This is a genomic window from Escherichia sp. MOD1-EC7003, from assembly GCF_002965065.1.
Taxonomy (GTDB): Bacteria; Pseudomonadota; Gammaproteobacteria; order Enterobacterales; family Enterobacteriaceae; genus Escherichia.
In genome coordinates this window covers 1-439 of record NZ_PTRE01000099.1, presented here as the reverse complement: position 1 = coordinate 439, position 439 = coordinate 1, and the positions used below count along the sequence as shown (strand labels likewise).

Annotated in this window: 1 rRNA gene; it reads right to left on the bottom strand. The window is 47.8% G+C overall.

Annotated elements, in window-relative coordinates:
• Positions 1-315: ribosomal RNA gene (locus A7090_RS17930) — 23S ribosomal RNA — on the bottom strand; the annotation flags it as partial.
• Positions 316-439: the final 124 nt, after the last annotated feature.

Below are 439 nucleotides of genomic sequence, written 5' to 3'. Positions count from 1 at the left end.
CGCCTTTCCAGACGCTTCCACTAACACACACACTGATTCAGGCTCTGGGCTCCTCCCCGTTCGCTCGCCGCTACTGGGGGAATCTCGGTTGATTTCTTTTCCTCGGGGTACTTAGATGTTTCAGTTCCCCCGGTTCGCCTCATTAACCTATGGATTCAGTTAATGATAGTGTGACGAATCACACTGGGTTTCCCCATTCGGAAATCGCCGGTTATAACGGTTCATATCACCTCACCGACGCTTATCGCAGATTAGCACGTCCTTCATCGCCTCTGACTGCCAGGGCATCCACCGTGTACGCTTAGTCGCTTAACCTCACAACCCGAAGATGTTTCTTACAATCCATCATCGTGTCGCGAAAATTTGAGAGACTCACGAATAATCTTTCGACTATTCAGTGTTTCAATTTTCAGCTTGATCCAGATTTTTAAAGAGCAAA